Annotated in this window: 24 protein-coding genes and 1 other RNA gene; 23 read left to right on the top strand and 2 right to left on the bottom strand. The window is 63.1% G+C overall.

Going from position 1 to position 23,347, the window contains the following annotated elements; translation table 11 throughout:
- Positions 1 to 23 precede the first annotated feature (23 nt).
- Together serC and gyrA are read right to left on the bottom strand one after the other, a co-directional pair.
- Positions 24 to 1,133 carry a 3-phosphoserine/phosphohydroxythreonine transaminase gene (serC, locus tag AC2YJX_RS03345; protein WP_487255267.1) on the bottom strand — a complete coding sequence of 370 codons (1,110 nt, stop codon included), beginning with the start codon at positions 1,131 to 1,133 and terminating at the stop codon, positions 24 to 26.
- Positions 1,134 to 1,240: 107 nt separating this feature from the next.
- Positions 1,241 to 3,907, bottom strand: coding sequence for a DNA gyrase subunit A (gyrA, locus tag AC2YJX_RS03340; RefSeq protein ID WP_228898030.1), 2,667 nt, complete (start codon positions 3,905 to 3,907; stop codon positions 1,241 to 1,243).
- A 224-nt stretch (positions 3,908 to 4,131) separates the two neighbouring features.
- Here gyrA and ompA point away from each other — a divergent pair, with 224 nt between their 5' ends.
- The 23 genes from ompA to AC2YJX_RS03225 all read left to right on the top strand — a co-directional run bounded on the left by ompA (position 4,132) and on the right by AC2YJX_RS03225 (position 23,329).
- Positions 4,132 to 4,770: an outer membrane protein OmpA gene (gene ompA, locus AC2YJX_RS03335; RefSeq protein WP_487255266.1), complete on the top strand. Its 639-nt coding sequence runs from the start codon at positions 4,132 to 4,134 to the stop codon at positions 4,768 to 4,770.
- Between the two features lie 93 nt (positions 4,771 to 4,863).
- Positions 4,864 to 5,574 (top strand): bifunctional 2-polyprenyl-6-hydroxyphenol methylase/3-demethylubiquinol 3-O-methyltransferase UbiG, encoded by a 711-nt coding sequence (gene ubiG / locus AC2YJX_RS03330; RefSeq protein ID WP_487255418.1) that lies wholly within the window; start codon positions 4,864 to 4,866, stop codon positions 5,572 to 5,574.
- Between the two features lie 10 nt (positions 5,575 to 5,584).
- Positions 5,585 to 6,250 carry an HAD-IA family hydrolase gene (locus tag AC2YJX_RS03325; protein WP_487255265.1) on the top strand — a complete coding sequence of 222 codons (666 nt, stop codon included), beginning with the start codon at positions 5,585 to 5,587 and terminating at the stop codon, positions 6,248 to 6,250.
- A 12-nt stretch (positions 6,251 to 6,262) separates the two neighbouring features.
- Positions 6,263 to 6,649, top strand: a transfer-messenger RNA (tmRNA) gene (gene ssrA / locus AC2YJX_RS03320).
- Between the two features lie 868 nt (positions 6,650 to 7,517).
- Positions 7,518 to 7,778, top strand: coding sequence for a hypothetical protein (locus AC2YJX_RS03315; RefSeq protein ID WP_121420406.1), 261 nt, complete (start codon positions 7,518 to 7,520; stop codon positions 7,776 to 7,778).
- A gap of 149 nt (positions 7,779 to 7,927) precedes the next feature.
- Entirely contained in the window at positions 7,928 to 8,239 is a 312-nt protein-coding gene (locus AC2YJX_RS03310) for a hypothetical protein (protein ID WP_487255264.1), read from the top strand.
- Positions 8,240 to 8,407: 168 nt separating this feature from the next.
- Positions 8,408 to 8,608 carry a hypothetical protein gene (locus AC2YJX_RS03305; protein WP_218299918.1) on the top strand — a complete coding sequence of 67 codons (201 nt, stop codon included), beginning with the start codon at positions 8,408 to 8,410 and terminating at the stop codon, positions 8,606 to 8,608.
- Positions 8,609 to 8,648: 40 nt separating this feature from the next.
- Positions 8,649 to 8,924: a hypothetical protein gene (locus AC2YJX_RS03300; RefSeq protein WP_055394106.1), complete on the top strand. Its 276-nt coding sequence runs from the start codon at positions 8,649 to 8,651 to the stop codon at positions 8,922 to 8,924.
- A gap of 159 nt (positions 8,925 to 9,083) precedes the next feature.
- On the top strand, positions 9,084 to 9,551 hold the full coding sequence (locus AC2YJX_RS03295) for a Spy/CpxP family protein refolding chaperone (RefSeq protein WP_055394104.1): 468 nt from the start codon (positions 9,084 to 9,086) through the stop codon (positions 9,549 to 9,551).
- Between the two features lie 17 nt (positions 9,552 to 9,568).
- Entirely contained in the window at positions 9,569 to 9,895 is a 327-nt protein-coding gene (locus AC2YJX_RS03290) for a hypothetical protein (protein ID WP_055394234.1), read from the top strand.
- Positions 9,896 to 9,912: 17 nt separating this feature from the next.
- A complete protein-coding gene (locus AC2YJX_RS03285) occupies positions 9,913 to 10,641 on the top strand; it encodes a response regulator transcription factor (RefSeq protein WP_487255263.1) in 729 nt (242 codons plus the stop codon).
- On the top strand, positions 10,638 to 12,050 hold the full coding sequence (locus AC2YJX_RS03280; RefSeq protein WP_487255262.1) for a HAMP domain-containing sensor histidine kinase: 1,413 nt from the start codon (positions 10,638 to 10,640) through the stop codon (positions 12,048 to 12,050). The genes AC2YJX_RS03285 and AC2YJX_RS03280 overlap by 4 nt, the downstream gene beginning before the upstream one ends.
- Positions 12,051 to 12,453: 403 nt before the next feature.
- A complete protein-coding gene (locus AC2YJX_RS03275) occupies positions 12,454 to 13,419 on the top strand; it encodes an ABC transporter substrate-binding protein (RefSeq protein ID WP_121422772.1) in 966 nt (321 codons plus the stop codon).
- 22 nt (positions 13,420 to 13,441) lie between these two features.
- Positions 13,442 to 14,278, top strand: coding sequence for an ABC transporter permease (locus AC2YJX_RS03270; protein WP_487255261.1), 837 nt, complete (start codon positions 13,442 to 13,444; stop codon positions 14,276 to 14,278).
- Positions 14,275 to 15,054: an ABC transporter ATP-binding protein gene (locus AC2YJX_RS03265; RefSeq protein WP_228898274.1), complete on the top strand. Its 780-nt coding sequence runs from the start codon at positions 14,275 to 14,277 to the stop codon at positions 15,052 to 15,054. Before AC2YJX_RS03270 ends, AC2YJX_RS03265 begins: the two co-directional genes overlap by 4 nt.
- Before the next feature lie 18 nt (positions 15,055 to 15,072).
- The gene (gene hutC, locus AC2YJX_RS03260; protein ID WP_487255260.1) at positions 15,073 to 15,885 is read left to right on the top strand and encodes a histidine utilization transcriptional repressor HutC; all 813 of its coding nucleotides are present in this window, start codon (positions 15,073 to 15,075) and stop codon (positions 15,883 to 15,885) included.
- 65 nt (positions 15,886 to 15,950) lie between these two features.
- Positions 15,951 to 17,492, top strand: coding sequence for a histidine ammonia-lyase (hutH, locus tag AC2YJX_RS03255; RefSeq protein ID WP_487255259.1), 1,542 nt, complete (start codon positions 15,951 to 15,953; stop codon positions 17,490 to 17,492).
- A gap of 38 nt (positions 17,493 to 17,530) precedes the next feature.
- Positions 17,531 to 19,255 carry a urocanate hydratase gene (hutU, locus tag AC2YJX_RS03250; protein WP_487255258.1) on the top strand — a complete coding sequence of 575 codons (1,725 nt, stop codon included), beginning with the start codon at positions 17,531 to 17,533 and terminating at the stop codon, positions 19,253 to 19,255.
- 105 nt (positions 19,256 to 19,360) lie between these two features.
- A complete protein-coding gene (locus tag AC2YJX_RS03245; RefSeq protein WP_487255257.1) occupies positions 19,361 to 20,107 on the top strand; it encodes an IclR family transcriptional regulator in 747 nt (248 codons plus the stop codon).
- 31 nt (positions 20,108 to 20,138) lie between these two features.
- Positions 20,139 to 20,888 carry a glutamine ABC transporter substrate-binding protein gene (locus AC2YJX_RS03240; RefSeq protein ID WP_487255256.1) on the top strand — a complete coding sequence of 250 codons (750 nt, stop codon included), beginning with the start codon at positions 20,139 to 20,141 and terminating at the stop codon, positions 20,886 to 20,888.
- 29 nt (positions 20,889 to 20,917) lie between these two features.
- Positions 20,918 to 21,586, top strand: a complete 669-nt coding sequence (locus tag AC2YJX_RS03235; protein WP_010465675.1) for an amino acid ABC transporter permease — start codon at positions 20,918 to 20,920, stop codon at positions 21,584 to 21,586.
- Positions 21,583 to 22,377, top strand: a complete 795-nt coding sequence (locus AC2YJX_RS03230) for an amino acid ABC transporter ATP-binding protein (protein WP_487255255.1) — start codon at positions 21,583 to 21,585, stop codon at positions 22,375 to 22,377. The genes AC2YJX_RS03235 and AC2YJX_RS03230 overlap by 4 nt, the downstream gene beginning before the upstream one ends.
- 61 nt (positions 22,378 to 22,438) lie before the next feature.
- Complete coding sequence (locus AC2YJX_RS03225; RefSeq protein ID WP_487255254.1) at positions 22,439 to 23,329, top strand: phytanoyl-CoA dioxygenase family protein; 891 nt, start codon at positions 22,439 to 22,441, stop codon at positions 23,327 to 23,329.
- Positions 23,330 to 23,347: the final 18 nt, after the last annotated feature.

The raw sequence follows: 23,347 nt of genomic DNA, 5'->3' as shown, positions 1-23,347 counted from the left end.
AACGTGGGAGGGCCGTAGTCCGCTCAGGCGTGTTTTTGTTCAAATTCTCGCATGTAGTCCACCAGCGCCTGCACGCCCGCCAGGGGCATGGCGTTGTAGATGCTGGCGCGCATGCCGCCCACGGACTTGTGGCCCTTGAGCTGCAGCAGGCCGCGCTCCTTGGCGCCGACCAGGAAGGCTTCGTTGCGGCTTTCGTCGCGCAGGAAGAACGGGATGTTCATGCGCGAGCGGCAGTTGGCAGCCACCTTGTTTACATACAACTGCGAGCTGTCGATGGCTTTGTAGAGAAGATCCGCCTTGGCCATGTTGCGGTGCTCCATGGCTGCCACTCCGCTCAAGGCCCCTTCGGTCTGGCGCTTGAGCCACTGGAAGGTCAGGCCTGCAACGTAGATGCCCCAGGTGGGGGGGGTGTTGAACATGGATTGGTTTTCTGCCACCACGCGGTAGTCAAACGCGCTGGGGCAGGCGGGCAGGGCGTGGCCCAGCAGGTCCTCGCGCACGATCACCAGCGTGAGGCCTGCAGGCCCGAGGTTCTTCTGCGCACCGCCAAAGGCCAGTCCGACACGTGACCAGTCCACCGGCCGCGATGCGACATGGGAAGAGAAGTCAATGATCAGTGGTGCATCGCTGCCCAGGGCCTTCAGGTCGGGCAGCTCGTGGAACTCGGTGCCATTGATGGTTTCGTTGCTGCAGATGTGCAAATAGCTCGCACCCCGGCTCACCGTCCAGGAGGCCGGGTCGGGCACGGTGGTGAAGCCGGTGTCTTCGGAGGAGGCCACGATGTTCACTTCGGATGCGTATTTGCGCGCTTCCTTCTGCGACTTTTGGCTCCAGCTGCCAGTCACCACAAAATCAACCACACCGGCCCGTGAGAGATTGAGCGGGACGATCGCGTTCTCGGCCAGGCCACCGCCTTGCATGAACAGGATCTTGAAGTTGGCTGGCACGGCCAGAAGCTCGCGCAGATCGGCTTCCGCCTGTTCGTAGATGGACAGGAACTCTTTGCCCCGATGACTCATTTCCATCACGCCCATGCCACTGCCATGCCAGTCCAGCATCTCGGCGGCGGCCTGCTCCAGGACTTCGGTGGGTATGGCGGCCGGGCCGGCCGAGAAGTTGTATGGGCGTTTCATTTTTTTGGTCAAAATGGCTGCTAGCGCTTATCAGATAAGCGCTAGCAGCTTCAGTTTTAATAGCGCAGTGGGTGCTGCGCCGTCGGGGCAGCACCCGCTGGTCTGACTCAGGCGTCTGGTGGTTCCGGGGTTTCGGCGGCTGGCGGGTTTCCGTCGTTGGCGTTGCCTTCGATTTCGCCCTCAGCCACATTGGCATCGTTTTCAACAATACGTTGCAGCCCGCTGAGCTTGGAGCCTTCGTCCAATGCGATCAGCGTGACACCCTGCGTGGCGCGGCCCAGTTCGCGGATCTCGGAGACGCGGGTGCGCACCAGCACGCCCTTGTCGGTGATCAGCATGATCTCGTCGTCAGCATGCACCAGCGTGGCGGCCACCACCTTGCCATTGCGCTCGCTTTGCTGGATGGCGATCATGCCCTTGGTGCCCCGGCCGTGGCGGGTGTATTCGGTGATGCTGGTGCGCTTGCCATAGCCGTTTTCGGTGGCGGTGAGCACGCTCTGGGTTTCGTCCTCGGCGACCAGCATGGCGATCACGCTCTGGCCGTCTTCCAGCATCATGCCGCGTACGCCACGTGCCGCACGGCCCAGTGGGCGCACGTCGTTTTCGTCGAAACGCACGGCCTTGCCGCCATCACTGAACAGCATCACGTCGTGTTTGCCATCGGTGAGGGCTGCGCCGATCAGGTAGTCGCCGTCATCCAGGTTGACGGCGATGATGCCGCCCTTGCGCGGGTTGCTGAATTCATCCAGCGCCGTTTTCTTCACGGTACCCATGCTGGTGCCCATGAACACATAGCGGTCGGCCGGGAAAGTGCGCATGTCGCCGGTCAGTGGCAACACGACGTTGATTTTTTCGCCGTCTTGCAGCGGGAACATGTTCACGATGGGGCGGCCGCGCGAGCCGCGCGAGCCAGCGGGCACTTCCCAGACCTTGAGCCAGTACAGGCGGCCGCGGTTGGAGAAGCACAGGATGTAGTCGTGCGTGTTGGCGATGAAGAGCTGGTCGATCCAGTCGTCTTCCTTGGTGGCTGTGGCCTGCTTGCCGCGCCCGCCGCGCTTCTGGGCGCGGTACTCGGACAGTGGCTGGCTTTTGATGTAGCCGGTGTGGCTGAGCGTCACCACCATGTCGGTGGGGGTGATCAGGTCCTCGGTGGAGAGGTCCTGCGCGCTGTACTCGACGATGCTGCGGCGAGCCCCCAGCTTGTGCTGACCAAACTCGGTCTTGATGGAGGTGAGTTCGTCGCCGATGATGACCGACACGCGCTCGGGCTTGGCCAGGATGTCCAGCAGGTCTTCGATGACCGCCATGACCTCCTTGTACTCGGCCACGATCTTGTCTTGCTCCAGGCCGGTCAAGCGCTGCAGGCGCATCTGCAGGATTTCCTGGGCCTGCGTTTCCGACAGGCGGTACAGGCCGTCCTGTCCCATGCCGAATTCTTTTTCGAGGCCGTCGGGGCGATAGTCGTCAGCATTGATCACGCCACCGTCGGCACGCGTGCGGGTGAGCATCTCGCGCACCAGCTTGCTGTCCCACGGGCGGGCCATCAGCTCGGCCTTGGCCACCGGCGGGGTGGGGGCGTTGCGGATGATGGCAATGAAGTCGTCGATGTTGGCCAGCGCCACGGCCAGGCCTTCGAGCACGTGGCCACGGTCGCGCGCCTTGCGCAGCTCAAACACCGTGCGGCGGGTGACCACTTCACGGCGGTGCTGCAAAAAGACGCTGATCAGGTCGCGCAGGTTGCACAGGCGGGGCTGGCCGTCGATCAACGCCACCATGTTCATGCCGAACGTGTCCTGCAGCTGCGTCTGCTTGTACAGGTTGTTGAGCACCACCTCGGGGACTTCGCCGCGCTTGAGCTCGATCACCAGGCGCATGCCCGACTTGTCAGACTCGTCCTGGATGTGGCTGATGCCTTCGATCTTCTTCTCGTGCACCAGCTCGGCCATGCGCTCCTGCAGTGTCTTTTTGTTGACCTGGTAGGGCAGTTCATCGACGATGATGGCCTGGCGCTGGCCCCGGTCGATGTCCTCAAAGTGGCACTTGGCGCGCATGATCACACGCCCGCGCCCCGTGCGGTAACCGTCTTTGACGCCGTTGATGCCGTAGATGATGCCGGCCGTGGGGAAGTCGGGCGCGGGAATGATCTCCATCAGCTCATCAACCGTGGCATCGGGGTTGCGCAGCATGTGCAGGCAGCCATCGACCACTTCGTTGAGGTTGTGGGGCGGGATATTGGTGGCCATGCCCACGGCAATACCGGCCGAACCGTTGACCAGCAGATTCGGGAGCTTGCTGGGCAATACCAGCGGTTCCTTTTCGCTGCCGTCGTAGTTGGGGCCGAAATCGACGGTTTCCTTGTCGATATCGCCCAGCATTTCATGCGCAATTTTGGCCAAGCGGATTTCGGTATACCGCATCGCTGCGGCGTTATCGCCATCCACCGATCCGAAATTTCCTTGGCCGTCCACCAGCATATGGCGCAGCGAAAAATCCTGTGCCATCCGCACGATGGTGTCATATACAGCGGAATCACCGTGCGGGTGGTATTTACCAATCACGTCGCCTACGATACGGGCCGACTTTTTATAAGGCCGGTTCCAATCGTTGTTGAGCTCGTGCATCGCAAAAAGCACGCGGCGGTGCACCGGCTTCAAGCCGTCGCGCGCGTCGGGCAGAGCCCGGCCCACGATCACGCTCATCGCGTAATCAAGGTAACTGCGCCGCATCTCTTCTTCGAGGCTGATCGGCAGGGTTTCTTTGGCAAACTGGGTCATTGGGGACTGCGGTGGCGGCGAAGGAGAACCATTTTAGAGGTAAGACCGTGTAGCGACCACGCAACATATCGAAGCAATTCCGGTTTTGTCCTACGGCCCCCAGGCGGGTGCCCCCGCTTTTGCCCTGTTACGTATGGCACAATCGTTTGAACGCTTTGGGTGATGGTCACTCCAAGCGTCCTGATTCGCAGCGCGGCTGCGGCTTTTTCCCCAAGAGGAGAACCATGAAGAAACTGAACAAAGTGGCGATGTTGTTTGCCTCTGCAGCGCTCGCAACCGCCGCTGGCGCACAAACCGTTGACAACTGGAGAAACGCTTCTGGCATCGTCTGGAAGAACGGCACCAACGAATACTGCTGGCGCAATGCCAACTGGACGCCTGCAACGGCTGCTCCTGGCTGCGATGGCGCTATCGCCGCTCCTGCTCCTGCTGCTGCCGCTCCTGCTGCTTCCCCAGCTCCTGCTGCCGCTGCTCCAGCTCCTGCCGCTCCAGCTCCTGCTGTGGCCACCAAGGTGACCTACGCTGCTGACGCATTCTTCGACTTCGACAAGTCGGTGCTGAAGCCAGAAGGCAAGGCCAAGCTGGATGACCTGGTCTCCAAGGTTAAGGGCATCAACCTGGAAGTGATCATTGCCGTGGGTCATACCGACTCCGTGGGCTCCGATGCTTACAACCAGAAGCTGTCGGTGCGTCGTTCCGAAGCCGTGAAGGCTTACTTGGTGTCCAAGGGCATCGAAAAGAACCGCGTCTACACCGAAGGCAAGGGCGAAAAGCAACCCGTGGCTGACAACAAGACTGCCGAAGGCCGTGCGAAGAACCGTCGCGTGGAAATCGAAGTGGTCGGTACCCGCGCTTCCAAGTAATCCTCGGATTGCTTCCCAAAAAAGCCCCGTTATCGGGGCTTTTTTGCGTCTGGGGTTTTTTGTCCATTGCCTTTCGTCGTGGAGAATCAGCGCATGAGTGAAATCGTCAATGCAGATCCGGCCGAACTGGCCAAGTTTTCGGAATTGGCCCATCGCTGGTGGGATCCCGAAAGTGAATTTCGCCCCTTGCACCAGATTAATCCTTTGCGGCTCGACTGGATCAGCACGCAGTGCAGCCTGTCAGGCAAGCGCGTACTGGATGTTGGCTGTGGCGGCGGTATTTTGGCCGATTCCATGGCCCGCAAAGGCGCGGACGTGTTGGGTATTGACCTGGCTTCCAAGGCACTGCGAGTGGCCCAGTTGCACGCGCTGGAGGCCCAGACCACCAATATCCAGTACCGGGAAGTCAGTGTGGAGGCGCTCGCCAAAGAGCAACCCGCCAGCTTTGACGTGGTGACCTGCATGGAAATGCTTGAGCATGTGCCTGATCCTGCATCGGTTGTGCGAGCCTGCTCTAAGCTCGTGAAGCCGGGCGGATGGGTGTTCTTTTCGACCATACACCGAAGTGCCAAGGCTTTCATGCTGGCCATTGTGGGCGCTGAATATGTATTGAACATGCTGCCCCGTGGAACGCATGAATACGCCAAGATGATTCGACCCAGCGAACTGGCCGCCAGCTGCCGCAGTGCGGGCCTTGACGTGCAGACCACCCGAGGCCTGGAGTACAACCCCCTTACGCAACGTTACTGGTTGAGCAGCGACACCAGTGTGAACTACCTGTTTGCCACGCGGCGCGCAGCCTGAGGCCGAGCCAATGTTTCAGAATATCCGCGCGGTGCTGTTTGACCTGGATGGAACACTGATTGACAGTGCCCCTGATTTAGGCGCTGCTGCCGACAAGATGCGCACGGACCGTGGTTTGCCCTCCCTGCCGCTGGAGCGCTATCGTCCGATGGCAGGTGCCGGTGCCCGTGGCATGTTGGGCGAGGCATTTGGCATGCCGCCCGACCATCCCGACTTTTTGACCATGCGCGAGGAGTTCTTCGTGAACTATGAGTCGTGCATGACAGAACGTACCAGCATTTTTGAGGGGGTGCCGGAGCTGGTATCCCAGATCCTCCGCCGTAATCTGGCATGGGGCGTGGTGACCAACAAGGCGACCCGCTTTACGGACCCTCTGACCCGCGCCATTCCGCTGTTTGCGACCGCAGGAGCGGTGATCAGCGGAGATACCACTCCCCATGCAAAACCCCATCCTGCCCCTTTGCTCGAGGCGGCGTCGCGCTTGAAACTGGAGCCGAGGCAGTGCATCTATGTGGGGGACGATGAGCGCGACATTCTTGCAGGCCTCGCTGCGGGCATGGGAACTGTCGCAGCAACCTACGGATACCTGGGGGCCAAGACCAATCCGGCGGAGTGGGGCGCGCATGCTGCAATTAAATCTCCGGTCGAGCTCTTGCAATTGCTTGTACGCACCTAAAATAGAGGGTCTGGGGCTGTCCTGGTTTCGACGTGGGTTCGGAATCGGTGTGGTGCATGTCGAGCTTGAGTCACGCTCGTAAATCTCGATTTAAAAAACTAACTGCAAACGACGAACGTTTCGCACTCGCTGCTTAATTGCCAGTGAGCCTTGCAACAGTTGGCCGATGGGCTGGGCAAGGGGGTTCTGAGCAATCAGTGCCTCCCGGCTGCAAGGATAATTACATGGGCTGGCTCTGATCCGGGTACCTTGGGTTGGAGCGAGAAAATAGGGTGCTGGCGGCCTGTGTAGCGTGCGACTGCGCGACACAGGCGGCGAGACTCAAATCAGATCGCTAAACATGTAGATCTGCCCGATGAAGGCTTGCGGACGCGGGTTCAATTCCCGCCAGCTCCACCACCATAACGTCCAAGGGCGTTCGCTGATTTCCAGCGAACGCCCTTTTTCATTGGTAAAACAGGTACTTACGGTGCATGGACATGCGCCGTAGTTCGCTGGTAGCCACAGCTAAACCGGGGAACGGATGGGGGAACAAACCTGAAAAATCACCGACTGCGCCTAGTTGTTCCCGCGTTTCCTTCGGGGGCTATTGCATCCATGCATTCCAAGACTCTTTCCAGAAACTGCTGCACCGAAAGATCCTTGTTTGCCTCCCAGGGGTTGGTGTGCTGACCTTCGATGCCCTGGGAAATATTGGCAATTGAGTGCGATAGATTGGTCGGCAGGGGCTGTTTGCCTGCGGCGAGAGCCGCGAGGTTCGAAAAAAATAGCCCGCACGAGGCGGGCTAAATCATTGCATCACTCGCACAGGGGAGGGGCGAACCGCCAGATTTGACGGTAGGTGCATCCTAAGTCCGGTTCCGATTGGTGTGCGTTGGGCGGGTCAGTAAATCGTGAAATATGTCCGGTTTACACGGGCCTCCGACGTGTCAGCAGGGTTTGAAGGTTTTAGCGCGACGAACAAAACTCCCCTGGCGGCCGCCCGTCTTGTTGTACGGCTTGTACTGCCTGCGAAGGGACGCCTAGCCCGGGTCGCTGCGCTAGGTGTTGTTCGCCGCTCTTGGCTGCAGTGCCGCTTGTTCCATGCATCGCAATCGCAGCGTTGTGAAGATGGGTTTTGGGTCTACGGACCGTATCGCCAAGCGGCGCAGGTTGTCACTGGGCGACGCAGCCTGATTAGATCGCGAGGTTGTAGCTTCGTGTATCAATTCTTGAGCCTGAGGGGCTCACGCCGCACAATGCACGCTCGTTCACGCCGGAGGCCACCATGCCAATGGAGTACTTGAGAGCGCTGGAGCGCGACGCGCTTCCCCTGATTGAATCGGATGTCGTCAACATCGACAAGCTGCGCATCCTGCGCGCGGCTGGAATGGTGGAGGTGCAGCTTCCGCCCGTCGATTCACCCCATCAGAAAGCCCAGGTGCTGTATGTCACTGGCCTCGGTTGTGCGACCCTGCGAGCCTGTGGAGCCCGCGTCAAGATACACCACCGGGAATCGCATTGCGATCTGGAGTCTTCCTACGACTGAGGGCCCTGGTGGGGGGATTCCTGGAAAAACTCTAGGCACCGGGAGAAATCGTCCTACAGAGTGTTGCGCTGCACCAGAAGGGCCATAGTCGCAGGCCAAAAATACGATGAAGCATCTGTATTGCTGGCACGGCCAGACGAAAGGTGCATATGAGCAGTTGGTACAAATTGGCGCTTGGCAACGACGATGAGGCCTTTGAGCCTGCCTTGCGAATCCAGCAGATGTTCATGTCGAAGTTCTTGATGTGTCCTCCTGGTTCTGGCAGGGCACTTTTTTCTTGCTACGACAAGGCGAACGACAACCTCTGGCTGTACTTTTCCCCGGCAGCGCAGGACATCGCATTGCGTGTGTATGCACAGCCGTGTGATTCCCCGACAGCACTGGACTGCATTGGTCTGCTGGCCGGTGAAGGCGATGCGCTCGAAATGGGGGAGTCTCCTTTGCTGAAAAAGGCGGCGTAGTCCTCTTCCGGACAAGGGCACTTGCAAAGCCGGCCTCTTGGTCTTACGCACTTGACGTGTATGCGCTGTCCCACATCCGTGTTCTCTGGGCTCTGACATGCGCTCGTGCATGGGCATGTGCCAATCTTTTTACCGGCCTTCATCGGAGCGGCCTGAGGAGTAAAAATGTTGTCCTACGATCCCACGCTTTCTCACCACCTGGAAGCTTGCCCAGAGGCTCCCTCTCTGCAGATGGGCCAGCCCGCAGACAGGCTCTTGCAACGCCAGCAAACCGACAACCTGCCTCTGGGCCGCAGCGATAGTCACGGCCTGGAGCGGGAGTTGCAGTTTGCCGATCTGGACTGTCAAGAGCCGCAGGCGATGGGCTGATGACTTTTCGCCTGCAAATGGGTGGTTGCGGAGCAAAGCGATGTCGGTGCTGACACTGCACATCCGCCCGGAAGGTGCCCAGCAGTATCTGGCAAGGGTGTTCGACGGAAAAATTCTGGTCGGTGTTCCGACCTTGCACCCCGGCATCAAGGAGGCGATAGAGGCGTATGGCTTGGGCCAAGGCTTCGCGGGGGTGATTGCCTTCCATATCTGGTATGGCGGCTGGAGCGTCGGCACCATACCACTCGACCGGATGCAGACTGAGGCTGCCGAGTTGGCAAATCGCCTTGTTGTGCTTTCCGCCGTGGTCCGTTAAGTGCACTCGTAGCTATGTTGCAGGCCGCAGGCTGGTGGGTGGACTGGCAGGGTGGGTGAAACAAAATGAAATAAACCGAAACTGCGTCGAGACCCCATTGGCGGGGTCTGTCGGCACCATCAGGGTCATGTTCAACACCGTCCATGAAAGGACTGCACCATGAAACCCTGGATCAAGAAAACCCTGATGGGCATCTTCGGCGCCTCCATTGCCGTGGGCGGCTTGACGGCCTGCTCCAGCAGCCACCATCACCGCGGCCCGATGAGCCCCGAGAAGATGACCGAGGTGCGTGGCAAAGTGGTGGAGCGCGTCAGTAGCAAGCTGGACCTGAACGAGGCGCAAAAGCTCAAGCTCAATGTGCTGGCCGACAAGATGGAAGCCCAGCGCGCAGCTTTCATCGGCAAGACTGCGGACCCGCGCACCGAAATGCAGGCGATTGTGGCGGGCGCCAAGTTTGACCGCGCGCGGGCGCAGACCTTGCTGGATGAGAAAACCCGCGCGGTGCAGGCCAACAGCCCCGAAGTCATCAGCGCACTGGCCGATTTCTACGACAGCCTGAACCCCGACCAGCAGCAGAAAGTGCGCGAGATGATGCAGAGGCGCAAGGGCTGGATGGCGCGCGGCTGATGGCAGGGGGCGTTCACATGTCTCCTACGCTGGAACCCATCCACCGCCTGGCACAGGGCGTGCGCAAACATGGGCCTGCGCTGCTGGCGGGCATGCCCGACCCCCACGACGAGTTGATGTCGCTGGTCTGGGGGCCGCGTTTTGACCGCGAACATGCGCTGGGCTTGGTCGCTCGCCAGCCTGCAGCCGCAGCGCAGACCCTGCCGGCGCTGCTGGCCGCCGCCGACCACTTTGACACGCTGCATTCCGGCGCCCAGGGCCGCCTGCGCAAACTCATCGTGCGACACCGCGCATTGCGTGTGGTGGACAGCGCTCGGGGGCCCGCCCACGGAGCGGATGCCTGACGGTGTGAGAATTGCGCATGCACCGCATCCTGCTTATTGACGACGACGCACAGCTGGGCCCGCCACTGGCCACCTACTTCCAACGGTTCGAGCTGGAGTTGATCCATGCCCTCAAACCGAGCGACGGGCTCGCCCAGCTGGCGACAGGCGGATTTGATGCCGCCATCCTGGATGTCATGCTGCCCGAAATGGACGGGTTTGAGCTGTGCCGCACCATTCGCAAGCAGGGCGATCTGCCCATCGTGATGCTGACCGCCCGGGGCGAGGTGATGGACCGGGTGGTGGGGCTGGAGCTGGGAGCCGATGACTACCTGCCCAAGCCCTTTGAGCCGCGTGAATTGGTGGCTCGGCTGCAGACCGTGCTGCGCCGCCGCCGGGCCAGCGCGCCCGGGAACGGGGCGGGTGCCACGTTGGAGTTTGAAGGCCTGAGCATTGATGCAGCCCGCCGCAGCGTGTTGCGCCAGGGGGTGGCGTTGGAGCTGACGGGCACCGAATTCGACCTGCTGCACCTGTTGGCCCGGGAGCCTGGCAAGGTGTTCAGCCGCGACGACATCCTCAACCAGCTGCGCGGGCATGAGGCCGAGCTGTACACGCGCGCGGTCGATATTGTGGTCAGCCGCCTTCGTAAGAAGCTGGAGCCGCTGGACTGCATCAAGACGCTGCGCAACGCGGGCTATTCGCTGGCACTGCGCAGGGCGGCCAGTGCTCCGCCTGGCGCCCCTTCTTCGGCATCGACCTGGCCATGAAGCCCTCCGATTCACAGCTCGGGCACGATCCCGCCTGCCCATGGCACCGACGTGCGCGCGATGCCGTCGGGTATTCGCTGCGCATCCGCCTGGTGCTGGTGTTCATGGCACTCGCCGTGACCGTGGCCGTGGTCTTCATGGGTGGCATGCAGAAGGTGGTTGCTCTGGGCTGGAAGGAGGCCGCACGTCCGCTGCTGATGGACTATGTGGACCGCCTCACTGCTGAGATTGGCAGCCCGCCCAGCATCGAGCGGGCACAGGCCATAGCCGACCGGCTTCCGGTGACGCTGCGCATCGACGGGCCGCAGATCCACTGGGATTCGCACCCCGATCGGCCGCGCCCGGACTGGATGAGCGACAAGGTCCAGCGCCAGGACCACTGGAGCCGCGATGACACCGGCTACCGCCTACTGCAGCGCACCACGGCAGATGGCCACCACATCGAATTCGGGCTGAACGCGCTGTCGTGGGACAAGCGCCCGCGCATCGCCTGGGGCACGCTCACGGTGTTGCTGTTGCTCACAGCGCTGGCATTTGTGTATGTGCGCCACCTGTTGCGGCCCCTGGACGACATCCGGCATGGTGCGCGGCGCTTTGGCAATGGCGACTTTGGCGAACCTATTCCGGTGCGCCACGCGCACCGGCCCGATGAGCTGGGACAGCTGGCGGGCACCATCAACACCATGGGCGAAGACATCCACCAGATGCTGGAGGCCAAGCGGGCGCTGCTGCTGGCCATGAGCCACGAGCTGCGCAGCCCGCTCACGAGGGCGCGCCTGAACACCGAGCTGTTGCCCGAATCGCCCGAGGTGCTTGCCCAGCGCGCAGCCCTGATGCGCGACTTGGGTGAAATGGCACGGCTCATTACCGACTTGCTCGAAAGCGAGCGCCTGGCCGGGCGTCATGCGGCCCTGCACCGCGAGCCCACTGACCTGGCCGAGCTGGCGCGTGAGGTGGTGGCGGAACTGGAAGTGCGCCACCCTGGGGCAACAGCGATCACGCTGCTTGTGCCCGGCACTTTGCCCACCTGCATGCTCGACCGGTCCCGTGTGCGCCTGCTGATGCGCAATCTGCTGGACAACAGCCTGCGCCACAACGACCCCGCAGCCCAGCCGCCGCAGATCGAACTGCGAATGAACGAAGGCGTGGTGGAGATCGAAGTGCGGGACCACGGCCCCGGCGTGCCGCCTGCGCATCTGCCGCATCTGGCCCAGGCGTTCTACCGCCCCGACACGGCGCGCCAGCGCACCACAGGGGGGGTAGGGCTGGGGCTGTACCTGTGCCGCCTGGTCACGCAGGCCCACGGCGGCACCCTGCTGGTGCGCAATGCGGAACCGGGCCTGAGAGTCACGGCGCGCTTGCCGTGTCCTGACGGTGCGGCACAGGCAACTGCTGGCGCGCCAGGCTGAGCGCGGCGCAGTCCACGCCGATATCTGGCGCACACGGTTGGTGCGCTTGTGGCCTGCATCGAGATGGCGCAACGGGTGCTGCTCCAACCCGCCCTGGCAGCCCTGTGCTTTGCGGTAGGTGTCAAAATAATGCCTGAAATGGCTGCTAGCGCTTTATGGGTAAGCGCTAATAGCTATTATTTTAATAGTGAAATTGCCCGGCCCATGGAGACCCAAGCCGCCAAGCCGCCAAGCCAGATCAGCTGGCCCCGATCTTGCTTAACCCTGGCACTACCTCCGCACATGGTGAGGGCCTAGCGTTTACCCTGTATATACAGGTATGCTCCGGCTGTCATCATGGCAACCGGCACGCAGGCGTCCCGGCTGGGTGGGCCAACGAACTTTCTTCACACAGGAGCAGATGATGACTCGATCGGTTGCGAAATGGACGTCGCTGGCAGCGGCAACGGCATGCGTGATGGCACTGGCCGCACCGGCCCAGGCGCAGGACACCAAGATTGTGCTGGGCATGTCCGGCTGGACGGGCTTTGCGCCGCTCACCCTCGCCGACAAGGCCGGCATCTTCAAGAAGAACGGCCTTGATGTGGAGATCAAGATGATCCCGCAGAAGGACCGCCACCTGGCCCTGGCCTCCAAGTCCATCCAGTGCGCTGCCACTACGGTCGAGACGCATGTGGCCTGGAACGCCAACGGCGTGCCCATCGTGCAGATCTTCCAGATGGACAAGTCCTACGGCGCCGACGGCATTGCGGTGCGTGGCGATATCAAGAGCTTTGCAGATCTCAAAGGCAAGACCATCGGCGTGGATGCGCCCGGCACCGCGCCTTACTTCGGCCTGGCCTGGATGCTGAGCAAGAACGGCATGAGCCTCAAGGACGTGAAGACCACCACGCTGTCGCCCCAGGCGGCCGCGCAGGCCTTCGTGGCGGGCCAGAACGACGCCGCCATGACGTATGAGCCCTACCTGTCCACCGTGCGCGACAACCCCGCCTCGGGCAAGATTTTGGCCACCACGCTCGACTACCCCATGGTGATGGACACCGTGGGCTGCGACCCCACCTGGCTCAAGGCCAACGGCAAGGCCGCGCAGGCGCTCGCCAACTCGTACTTCCAGGCGCTCGACATGATCAAGGCCGACCCGACCAAGTCCAACGAGATCATGGGCGCTGCGGTCAAGCAGACGGGCGAGCAGTTCGCCAAGTCGTCGTCCTTCCTGCGCTGGCAGGACAAGGCTGCCAACCAGAAGTTCTTTGCGGGCGAACTGCAGGCTTTCATGAAGGACGCCACGGCCATCCTGCTGGAGGCCGGCATCATCCGCAAGGCGAATGAAGACCTGGCGGTCACCTTCGACGCGAGCTTCATCAAGTAAGAAACTGGAAGAAGAACGCGCCATGTCTGCCGTGCAACCCCTGTCCGTTACCGCGCCAAAAGCCCCTGTGCGGCGGCGTTCACTGGCTCCACTGGAGCCTGTGAGTGCCCGCGCCCGTTGGTTGCTGGGCTTTGGTTTTTTTGTGTTGTTTGTGCTGGTGTGGGCGTTTTTCACGCTGGGCGGCTATGTGTCGCCCACGTTTTTGGCCAGCCCCGTCACGATGGCCAAGGAGGGCTGGCTGCTGTTTGCAGAGTACGGCTTTCACAAGGACATCGGCATGACGGTGTGGCGTGTGTTCGGCGGCTTCATCCTGGCCGCAGTCATCGCCGTGCCGCTGGGCATTGCCATGGGTGCTTACAAGGGCATCGAGGCGTTCTTTGAGCCCTTCATTTCGTTCTGCCGCTATCTGCCAGCCTCGGCCTTCATCCCGCTGCTGATCCTGTGGTCGGGCATTGGCGAGGCTCAGAAGATCCTCGTCATCTTCATCGGCTCGGTCTTCCAGATCACGCTGATGGTGGCCGTGACCGTAGGCGGCGCGCGGCGCGACCTGGTGGAGGCTGCCTACACCCTGGGTGCGGGCCACAAGGGCATCGTCACGCGGGTGCTCATCCCCGGTGCTGCCCCCGACATTGCGGAAACCCTGCGCCTGGTGCTGGGCTGGGCCTGGACGTATGTGATCGTGGCCGAGTTGATCGGATCGTCGAGCGGCATCGGCCACATGATCACCGACAGCCAGTCGCTGCTCAACACCGGCCAGATCATCTTCGGCATCATCGTCATCGGCGTTATCGGGCTGGTGTCCGACTTCGCCTTCAAGGCCCTCAACCACCGGCTGTTTGCCTGGAGTTTTGTGCGATGAGCTCTGTTTCCATTCAAGCCGTCTCGCGCGTTTTCGAGACTGCCAAGGGCCAGCGCACGCAGGCGCTGCAACCGGTGGACTTTGAAGTGCGGGACAACGACTTTGTCACCATCCTCGGCCCTTCGGGCTGCGGCAAGTCCACGCTGCTGCGCATCGTGGCAGGGCTGGACCACGCCACCAGCGGCCGCGTGCTGCTGGATGGCGCACCGGTCGAAGGCCCCGGCGCCGAGCGCGGCATGGTCTTCCAGAGCTACACGCTGTTCCCCTGGCTCACCATTGAGCAGAACATCCGCTTTGGCCTGCGCGAGCGCGGCATGCCCGAGGCGCAGCAGAAAGAGCGCGCCGACTATTTTCTAGCCAAGGTCGGCCTGCGCGGCTTCGAGCAGCATTTTCCCAAGCAGCTGTCGGGCGGCATGCAGCAGCGCACCGCCATTGCGCGCGCGCTCGCCAACGACCCCAAGATTTTGTTGATGGACGAGCCCTTCGGCGCGCTGGACAACCAGACCCGCGTGCTCATGCAAGAGCTGCTGCTGGGCATCTGGGAGGCCGAGCGCAAGACGGTGCTCTTCGTCACCCACGACATCGACGAAGCCATCTTCATGGCCAACCGCGTGGCCGTGTTCAGCGCCCGCCCCGGCCGCATCAAGACCGAGCTGGCGGTGGACCTGCCGCACCCACGCCACTACACGATCAAGACCAGCCCCGAATTCATGGACCTCAAGGCGCGCCTCACCGAAGAGATTCGCGCCGAATCCATGGCGGCGGACCTGCACTGACCTGAACCCGCACACCCCATGAGCGCCCGTCCATCCCGCCGCACCGCAGCCACTGCACCGCGCAGGGCCACGCCCGCCAAGGCCGTGGCCGCCGTGGCTGCGCCCGCGCAGGCCATGGCGCTGTACGAGCAGGTCAAGGACCACATCTCGCGCAAGATCCAGGAAGGCATCTGGCGCGCGGGCGACCGCCTGCCGTCCGAGAACGAGTTGGTCACCCAGTTCGGTATCTCGCGCATGACGGTGAACCGCGCGCTGCGTGAGCTGGTAGAGCAGGGCCGCATCGTGCGCGTGGCGGGCGTGGGTAGCTTTGTGGCCGAAGACAAGCCGCAGTCCACGCTGCTGCAGATCGCCAACCTCGCGAGCGAGATCCGCCAGCGCGGGCACGACTACCGCTGCGACGTGCTGGCGGTAGAGCGCATCTCGGCAACGCTCGAAGTGGCCGCCGCGCTGGACCTGCGCACGGGCGAGTCGGTGTTCCACTCGCTGTGCATCCACCGCGAAGATGGCCTGCCTGTGCAGCTCGAAGACCGCCATGTGAACCCGCGCCAGGTGCCTCAGTTCGCCGCGCAGGACTTCACGCAACTGCAGCCCTCCGAATACCTGGTGCGCAACGTGCCCTTCGACCAGATCGAGCATGTGGTCGATGCCGTCATGCCCACCGCGGAGCAGGCCACATTGCTGGAGATGTCTCCGCAGGAGCCCTGCCTGCTGCTCACCCGCCGCACCTGGTCGCGCGGGGTGCCCATCACCGTGGTGCGGTGTTTGCACCCTGCCACCCGCTACCGTTTGGGCAGCCGCTTCCGAGCCGACGGCAACCCCGTTGCCGGTTGATGGCTGTTGGTCAAAAGCCCCAGATTTTTTCGCTTGTACCTACTTGTATATACAGGATCAACGCCATGACAAAAGCCACCACTTCCTCTCTGACCCTGCTCCCCGGCCATGTGTCGTTGGCCGCGCTGCGCAGCATCTATGCCGCGCCCGTGCAATTGTCGCTGGACCCGTCCGCGCGGGCCCTCATGCAGGCGTCGCTGGCCACGGTGCAGCGTATCGTGGACGAAGACCAGGTGGTCTATGGCATCAACACCGGCTTTGGCAAGCTCGCCAGCACCAAGATTGCGCACGAGCGCCTGGCCGAGTTGCAGCGCAACCTGGTGCTGTCGCACAGCGTGGGCACGGGCGATGCGCTTGCGGACGATGTGGTGCGCCTCATCCTTGCGACCAAGGCCATCAGCTTGGCGCGTGGCCATTCGGGCATCCGGCCTGAGATCGTGGATGCGCTGCTGGCCATGGCCAACGCCAATGTGCTTCCTGTTATTCCGGCCAAGGGCTCCGTCGGCGCATCGGGTGACCTGGCGCCGCTCGCCCACCTGGCCTGTGTGCTGATCGGGGAAGGGCAGGCCAAGGTGGATGGCAAGATGGTGCCGGGTGCCGAGGCCATGCGCTCCATCGGCCTGCAGCCGTTTGTGCTGGGCCCCAAGGAAGGGCTGGCGCTGCTCAACGGCACGCAGGTGTCCACCTCACTCGCGCTGGCCGGGCTGTTCGGCGCGGAGAGCGTGTTCGCTGCAGCGCTGGTCGCGGGCTGCCTGTCACTCGAAGCCATCAAGGGCTCGGTCAAGCCCTTTGATGCGCGCATCCACGAAGCGCGCGGCCAGGCCGGGCAGATTGCCGTGGCTGCCGCTGTGCGCGCCTTGCTCGACGGCAGCGCCATCGACCCATCGCACCCCAACTGCGGCCGCGTGCAAGACCCGTACTCCATTCGCTGCGTGCCGCAGGTGATGGGCGCGTGCCTGGACAACCTGCACCACGCCGCGCGCGTGCTCACCATCGAGGCGAACGCCGCGTCGGACAACCCCCTGGTGTTCGACAACGGCGACGTGATCTCCGGCGGCAACTTCCACGCCGAGCCGGTCGCCTTTGTGGCCGACATCATTGCGCTCGCCGTGGCCGAGATCGGCGCCATCTCCGAGCGCCGCCTGTCGCTGCTGCTGGACCCGGGTCTCTCGGGCCTGCCCGCCTTCCTGATCCGCGACAGTGGCGTGAACTCCGGCTTCATGATCGCGCAGGTCACCGCCGCCGCGCTGGCGGCCGAGAACCAGTGCCTGGCCAACCCCAGCAGCGTGACCAGCCTGCCCACATCGGCCAACCAGGAGGACCATGTCTCCATGGCCACCTACGGCGCACGCCGACTGGGCGACATGGTGCGCAACGCGGCCGTGATGGTGGGCATCGAGGCCATGGCGGCCGCGCAGGGCATGGAGTTCGACCGCAGCTTGAAATCCTCTCCGCTCGTCGAAGCACAGTTCGCCGCCATCCGCGAGCGCGTGGCCTACCTGGAGCAAGACCGCTACCTTGCCACCGACATCGAAGCCATGCGCGCATGGGCCCAGCAGTCCACATGGCCTGCCGCGCTCACGCAATGCCTGCCCAGCTTCGCCTGATTTTTTTACGCACACCCACTGATTCTCAGGAGCCCACCATGAATGCCAACGACGCCATCATCGCCGCCGCCTCCAACACCGACCCCCGCCACGACGCCAGCCGCGTGATCCGCGCGCCGCGTGGCAGCCAGCTCACCTGCAAGAGCTGGCTCACCGAAGCGGCCTATCGCATGATCCAGAACAACCTGGACGCCGAAGTGGCCGAGCGCCCGCAGGACCTGGTGGTGTACGGCGGCATCGGCCGCGCTGCACGCAACTGGGAGTGCTATGACCAGATCCTCGCCTCGCTCAAGGACCTGAACGACGACGAGACCCTGCTCATCCAGTCCGGCAAGCCCGTGGGCGTGTTCAAGACCCACGCCAACGCACCGCGCGTGCTGCTGGCCAACTCCAACCTCGTGCCCAAGTGGGCCAACTGGGAGCACTTCAGCGAGCTGGACCAGAAGGGCCTGTTCATGTACGGCCAGATGACGGCAGGCAGCTGGATCTACATCGGCACGCAGGGCATCGTCCAGGGCACGTACGAAACCTTTGCCGAGGCGGGCCGCAAGCACTATGGCGGGTCACTCGAAGGCAAGTGGATCCTGACCGCAGGCCTGGGCGGCATGGGCGGTGCACAGCCGCTCGCGGCCACGTTTGCGGGAGCGGTGTCGCTCAACATTGAATGCCAGCAAAGCAGCATCGACTTCCGTTTGCGCACGCGCTACGTGGACAAGCAGGCGCGCGACATCGACCATGCGTTTGAGCTGATCCAGCAGCACACCGCAGCCAAAGAGGCGGTGTCGATTGCGCTGCTGGGCAATGCCGCAGAAATTCTGCCCGAGCTGGTGCGCCGCGCCAAGGCCGGTGGCTTGAAGCCCGACCTGGTGACCGATCAAACTTCGGCCCACGACCTCGTCAACGGCTACTTGCCCGCAGGCTGGACGGTGGCGCAGTGGCGTGCCGCGCAGCAGGACGTGACCCAGCATGAGGTGCTGAAGAAGGCCGCTGCCAAGTCCTGCGCCGTGCATGTACAGGCCATGCTCGACTTCCAGCACGTGGGCATTCCGGTGGTGGACTACGGCAACAACATCCGCCAGGTGGCGTTTGACGAAGGCGTGAAGGACGCATTCGACTTCCCCGGCTTTGTGCCCGCGTACATCCGCCCGCTGTTCTGCGAAGGCAAGGGCCCGTTCCGTTGGGTGGCGCTCTCCGGCGACCCGGAAGACATCCGCAAGACCGACGCCAAGATCAAGGAGCTGTTCCCCGAGAACAAGCACGTGCACCGCTGGCTCGACATGGCGGGCGAGCGCATTGCCTTCCAGGGCCTGCCCGCGCGCATCTGCTGGCTGGGCCTGGGCGAGCGCCACATTGCGGGCCTGGCCTTCAACGAGATGGTGAAGAACGGCGAACTCAAGGCACCCATCGTGATCGGCCGTGACCACCTGGACACCGGCAGCGTGGCCAGCCCCAACCGCGAGACCGAAGGCATGAAGGACGGCACCGACGCCGTGAGCGACTGGCCGCTGCTCAACGCGCTGCTCAACACCTCGGGTGGCGCCACCTGGGTCAGCCTGCACCACGGCGGCGGCGTGGGCATGGGCTACTCGCAGCACTCGGGCATGGTCATCGTGGCCGACGGAACCGATGACGCGGCCGAGCGCCTGGCGCGCGTGCTGGTCAACGACTGCGGCAGCGGCGTGATGCGCCATGCCGATGCTGGCTATGAACTGGCCGTGGAGACGGCCAAGAAGCAGGGCCTGAAGCTGCCCATGGTGAAGTGAAGGGGCGAGGGAGGGAATGACAGGAATGTGAAAAAAGGGAACTGCATTCCCAGTCGTTGGGAATGTTGGGTTTGAATGCCGCTGCAATCCTTTGATACTGAGTCCATGCCCACCCGTGGACCAACCTCCGTTGCCGCCGCCGACCGTGTTCTGCACGTGCTGGCGGTGCTGGCGCAACATGGGCAGCCCATGTCGGCGGCCGAGTTGATGGAGGCCACGGGCCTGGCGCGCAGCACGCTGTACCGCCAGTTGGCGCGGCTCAAGCAGTGGGGCTTTGTGCTGGAGAGCAGCGGGCACTACGCGCCCGGGCCGCTGAGCCTGCAACTGGCCCTGGGCTTTGACATGGCGTCGCACCTGGTGCACCACGCGCGGCCGGACATGCAGGCCCTGGCCCGGCAGTCCCACGAAAGCGTGGGGCTGGTGGTGGCCGTGAATGACAGCGTGGTGTGCCTGGACATGGTGGACAGCACGCAGGCCCTGCGCTGCTCGTTTGAAAAAGGGCGCAGCGTGCCGCTGCGCGCGGGTGCCTCCGCCAAGTGCCTGCTCGCCCATGTGGCCCCGGCCACGCGCAATGCCATTCTGGACCTGCACTACGGCGCAGACACTGCTGAGCGCCAGGTGGCGCTGACCGAGCTGGAGGCCATTGCCAAGGCGGGCTATGCCGTCAGCTCCGGCGAGGTGGATGCCGGTGTCTGGGGCGTCAGCGTGCCGGTGTTCGGCTCTCCCCGGCAGGCGGCCGGGGCCATCACCCTGATGGCCCCGATCTTGCGAGCCCAGGGGCAGGAGGCCGCACTCACCGGCATGGCCGTCGTCGCCGCGGCGCGCATCTCCCGCCAGCTCATTTCTCCCTGATTTCCCTCACCCCTCCCCAGGAGCTTTCCCCATGAAACTTCGTCGCAACCTTCTTTTGGCCAGCCTGGCCGCCGCCGCCTTTTGCACCACGGGTGCACAGGCCCAGGACAACGTCCTGCGTGTGGGCACCGATGCCACGTTCCCACCCATGGAGTTTGTCGAGAACGGCAAACGCACGGGCTTTGACATCGAGCTGGTGGAGGCCATTGCCAAGACCATGGGCAAGCAGGTCGAATGGGTGGACATCGACTTCAAGGGCCTGATCCCCGGCCTGATATCCAAGCGTTTTGACATGGCGGTATCGGCCATCTACATCACCGACGAGCGCAAGAAGGTGGTTGACTTCACCGACTCCTACTACGCCGGTGGCCTGGTGGTGATGGTGAAGGCCGACAACAAGGCCATCAACAAGCTCGCCGACCTGGACGGCAAAAAGGTCAGCGTGCAGGTGGGTACCAAGTCGGTGTCGTACCTGACCGAAAAATTCCCCAAGGTGCAGCGTGTCGAGGTCGAAAAGAACCAGGAGATGTTCAACTTGGTGGACATCGGCCGCGCTGATGCCGCTGTGACCGGCAAGCCTGCCGCCTTCCAGTATGTGCGCACCCGTCCTGGCCTGCGCGTGCTCGACGAGCAGCTCACCACCGAAGAGTACGGCATGGCCCTGCGCAAGGACACGCCCGAGCTGACGAAGGCCGTCAACGGTGCCATCACCAAGCTCAAGGCAGACGGCACCTATGCGGCCATCGTCAAGAAGTGGTTCAACAACAGCGCTGCCAAGTAAACCGCAGCCACACGTTGCCGAACTGAGCCATGGAACTCGATTTTTCTCCTGTCTGGGCCGGGTTGCCCCAGTTGCTGGCGGGTGCGCTGGTCACTGTGGAAATCACGGCCGCCTCGCTGCTGCTGGGCTGCGTCATGGGCCTGCTGGTGGGCATTGGCCGCCTGAACCCCAAGCGCCGCGTGGTCTACGCCCTGTGCACCGCCTACGTGGCCGCCATCCGGGGCACGCCGCTGCTGGTGCAGCTGTTCATCCTGTTCTTTGGCCTGCCTCAGTTTGGCATCCTCCTGCCTGCCTTCGTGTGTGGCGTGATCGGCCTGGGCATCTACTCGGGCGCCTATGTGTCCGAGGTGGTGCGCGGCGCCATCCAGTCCATCGACAAGGGGCAGATGGAGGCCGCGCGTTCCATCGGCATGTCTTCGGGCTTGGCCATGCGCACCGTGGTGCTGCCACAGGCCGTGGTGCGCATGATTCCGCCGCTGGGCAATGAGTTCATCGCGCTGATCAAGAACTCGGCGCTGGTGTCGCTTCTCACCATCCACGACCTGATGCACGAAGGGCAGAAGATCATCAGCGTGTCGTACCGTTCGCTGGAGGTGTACCTGGCAATTGCGGTGGTGTATTTCATCCTCACGGGTGTCACTTCGTTGGTGCTGCGCCGCATGGAGCTGCGCCTGCGTGCCGGGGGGATGGTGCAATGAAGAAAAATTCTGTGATGACCGGAGCAAGCCCGTCCGCCGAGCCCATCGTGCGCATTCGCGGACTGCGCAAGTCGTTTGGCAGCCACGTGGTGCTGAATGGCATCGACTTTGATGTGCTGCCGTCGCAGGTGGTGGTGGTCATCGGGCCCAGCGGCTCGGGCAAGAGCACTTTTTTGCGCTGCTGCAACGGCCTGGAGCAGCCCGAAGGCGGCACGGTCGAGATTTGTGGCCGCACACTGGTGCAAGACGGCCGCATGTTGCCCGACCATGACCTCAACGCGCTGCGCGAGGAGGTGGGCATGGTGTTCCAGTCGTTCAACCTGTTCCCGCATCTGTCGGTGCTTGACAACGTGACGCTGGGCCCACGCAAGCTGCACGGCCTGTCGCGCAAGGAGGCCGAGGAGCGTGCCCAGGCCCTGCTGGCCAAGGTGGGCCTGGCGCACAAAGCCACGGCCATGCCCGCCAGCCTGTCGGGCGGACAGAAGCAGCGTGTGGCCATTGCCCGCGCGCTGGCCATGGAGCCGCGCGTGATGCTGTTCGACGAGCCCACCTCAGCGCTGGACCCCGAGCTGGTGGGCGAGGTGCTGCAGGTCATGAAGCTGCTGGCCAGCGAAGGCATGACCATGATGGTGGTCACGCACGAAATGGACTTTGCACGCGAGGTGGGCGACGTGGTGGTGGTGATGGACGGCGGCGGGATCATCGAGTCCGGTGAACCTGCCACCATCTTCACCAACCCGACGCAGGAGCGCACGCGCTCTTTCCTGCAAGCCGTGCTCACGCGCGCCTGAGGCCTGAGGCTGGGAGCGGCGTGGTGCACCATGGTCAATAACAATCAAGGAGACAACCCCGATGCCCCAGCCTTCATCTGCTTTGGACACACCCTTGCCAGCACGCTTTCAGCAGCGCTTGCAGGAGCGCCTGACCGCAGACGACATTGCGCGTTTTGACCGCGACGGCGCCATCTGCATCAAGCAGTTGCTCACGCGCGATGAGGTGGCACTGCTGCGCGATGGCATCGATGCCAACCTGGCCGCACCCAGCCCTCGGGCCAAGGTGGCCAGTCGTCCCGATGACCCAGGCCGTTTCTTCGAGGACTTCTGCAACTGGCAGGACATTCCGCAGTTCGGCCGCTTTGTGCGCGAAACTCCGCTGGCGCTCGCCGCGCAGCGTCTGATGCAGTCGCGCACGGTGCGCCTGTACCACGATCACCTGCTGGTGAAGGAACCTGGCACGCGCCAGCGTACGCCGTGGCACCAGGACCAGCCGTACTACAACATCGACGGCATGCAGAACATCAGCATGTGGATACCGGTGGACCCGGTGTCGCGTGCGGCCACGCTCGAATTTGTGGCGGGTTCACACAAGGGCCCATGGCTCATGCCGCGCACCTTCATGGACAACCAGGCGAAGTGGTTCCCCGAAGGCAGCCTGCAGGACCTGCCCAATGTTGAGGCCAACCGCGATGCTTTTCCCATCGTCGGCTGGGAAATCGAGCCCGGCGATGTGGTGTGCTTTCATATGCTCACGCTGCATGCGGCGGGTGGGGTGGAAGGGAGCAACCGGCGCCGCGTGTTCTCGGTGAGGTTTTTGGGCGACGACACGCGCCACGCGCCGCGGCCCTGGAAAACCTCGCCCGAGTTTCCGGGCCTGGCCGATGAGTTGCCCGCTGGCGCGGAGATGGACCATCCGCTGTTCCCGCTGCTGGTCACGGGTGCAGAGCCGACCACCGCAACATCCTGATTGATGAACACGACGACA

The sequence above is a fragment of the Acidovorax sp. SRI_002 genome, assembly GCF_057586455.1.
The sequence above is the reverse complement of the archived record's forward strand: the minus strand, read 5'-3'. Positions and strand labels throughout refer to the sequence as shown.

Bases quoted from the DNA above. Each gene is read 5' to 3' on its own strand.
- serC (WP_487255267.1), bottom strand. From the start codon at position 1,133: ATGAAACGCCCATACAACTTCTCGGCCGGCCCGGCCGCCATACCCACC.
- gyrA (WP_228898030.1), bottom strand. From the start codon at position 3,907: ATGACCCAGTTTGCCAAAGAAACCCTGCCGATCAGCCTCGAAGAAGAG.
- ompA (WP_487255266.1), top strand. From the start codon at position 4,132: ATGAAGAAACTGAACAAAGTGGCGATGTTGTTTGCCTCTGCAGCGCTC.
- ubiG (WP_487255418.1), top strand. From the start codon at position 4,864: ATGAGTGAAATCGTCAATGCAGATCCGGCCGAACTGGCCAAGTTTTCG.
- AC2YJX_RS03325 (WP_487255265.1), top strand. From the start codon at position 5,585: ATGTTTCAGAATATCCGCGCGGTGCTGTTTGACCTGGATGGAACACTG.
- AC2YJX_RS03315 (WP_121420406.1), top strand. From the start codon at position 7,518: ATGCCAATGGAGTACTTGAGAGCGCTGGAGCGCGACGCGCTTCCCCTG.
- AC2YJX_RS03310 (WP_487255264.1), top strand. From the start codon at position 7,928: ATGAGCAGTTGGTACAAATTGGCGCTTGGCAACGACGATGAGGCCTTT.
- AC2YJX_RS03300 (WP_055394106.1), top strand. From the start codon at position 8,649: ATGTCGGTGCTGACACTGCACATCCGCCCGGAAGGTGCCCAGCAGTAT.
- AC2YJX_RS03295 (WP_055394104.1), top strand. From the start codon at position 9,084: ATGAAACCCTGGATCAAGAAAACCCTGATGGGCATCTTCGGCGCCTCC.
- AC2YJX_RS03290 (WP_055394234.1), top strand. From the start codon at position 9,569: ATGTCTCCTACGCTGGAACCCATCCACCGCCTGGCACAGGGCGTGCGC.
- AC2YJX_RS03285 (WP_487255263.1), top strand. From the start codon at position 9,913: ATGCACCGCATCCTGCTTATTGACGACGACGCACAGCTGGGCCCGCCA.
- AC2YJX_RS03280 (WP_487255262.1), top strand. From the start codon at position 10,638: ATGAAGCCCTCCGATTCACAGCTCGGGCACGATCCCGCCTGCCCATGG.
- AC2YJX_RS03275 (WP_121422772.1), top strand. From the start codon at position 12,454: ATGACTCGATCGGTTGCGAAATGGACGTCGCTGGCAGCGGCAACGGCA.
- AC2YJX_RS03270 (WP_487255261.1), top strand. From the start codon at position 13,442: ATGTCTGCCGTGCAACCCCTGTCCGTTACCGCGCCAAAAGCCCCTGTG.
- AC2YJX_RS03265 (WP_228898274.1), top strand. From the start codon at position 14,275: ATGAGCTCTGTTTCCATTCAAGCCGTCTCGCGCGTTTTCGAGACTGCC.
- hutC (WP_487255260.1), top strand. From the start codon at position 15,073: ATGAGCGCCCGTCCATCCCGCCGCACCGCAGCCACTGCACCGCGCAGG.
- hutH (WP_487255259.1), top strand. From the start codon at position 15,951: ATGACAAAAGCCACCACTTCCTCTCTGACCCTGCTCCCCGGCCATGTG.
- hutU (WP_487255258.1), top strand. From the start codon at position 17,531: ATGAATGCCAACGACGCCATCATCGCCGCCGCCTCCAACACCGACCCC.
- AC2YJX_RS03245 (WP_487255257.1), top strand. From the start codon at position 19,361: ATGCCCACCCGTGGACCAACCTCCGTTGCCGCCGCCGACCGTGTTCTG.
- AC2YJX_RS03240 (WP_487255256.1), top strand. From the start codon at position 20,139: ATGAAACTTCGTCGCAACCTTCTTTTGGCCAGCCTGGCCGCCGCCGCC.
- AC2YJX_RS03235 (WP_010465675.1), top strand. From the start codon at position 20,918: ATGGAACTCGATTTTTCTCCTGTCTGGGCCGGGTTGCCCCAGTTGCTG.
- AC2YJX_RS03230 (WP_487255255.1), top strand. From the start codon at position 21,583: ATGAAGAAAAATTCTGTGATGACCGGAGCAAGCCCGTCCGCCGAGCCC.
- AC2YJX_RS03225 (WP_487255254.1), top strand. From the start codon at position 22,439: ATGCCCCAGCCTTCATCTGCTTTGGACACACCCTTGCCAGCACGCTTT.